Annotated in this window: 1 protein-coding gene; it reads right to left on the bottom strand. The window is 36.9% G+C overall.

Features of this window, described 5'->3' with window-relative positions; genetic code table 11:
* The coding region (locus ETC02_RS17445) for a transposase (RefSeq protein ID WP_171698521.1) at positions 1–222 on the bottom strand (222 nt) is incomplete at both ends.

Here is a 222-nt window from a genome sequence, read left to right as displayed (position 1 = left end):
TAGCAAGCAAAGCCTGTTTACGAGTGGTGCCTTTGATTTTTTGCTTATCTTTTATGCTTTGAAGTCTGGCATTTTCTTTGTTAAACCATTGATTGATACTTTTTAATCTCCGCCCATCAATGATGAATGATCTGCCGTCTGATGTGACACAAGTGGCAAGATTGTTTAATCCTAAATCAATTGCCAGTGCTTTTTGGTCGTTTAATTCTCTTTGATCTTCAG

It is taken from the genome of Geobacillus sp. DSP4a (genome assembly GCF_013096875.1).
GTDB lineage: Bacteria > Bacillota > Bacilli > Bacillales > Anoxybacillaceae > Geobacillus > Geobacillus thermophilus.
Note: the sequence above shows the minus strand (reverse complement) of the source record. Positions and strands in the feature narration are given on the sequence as shown.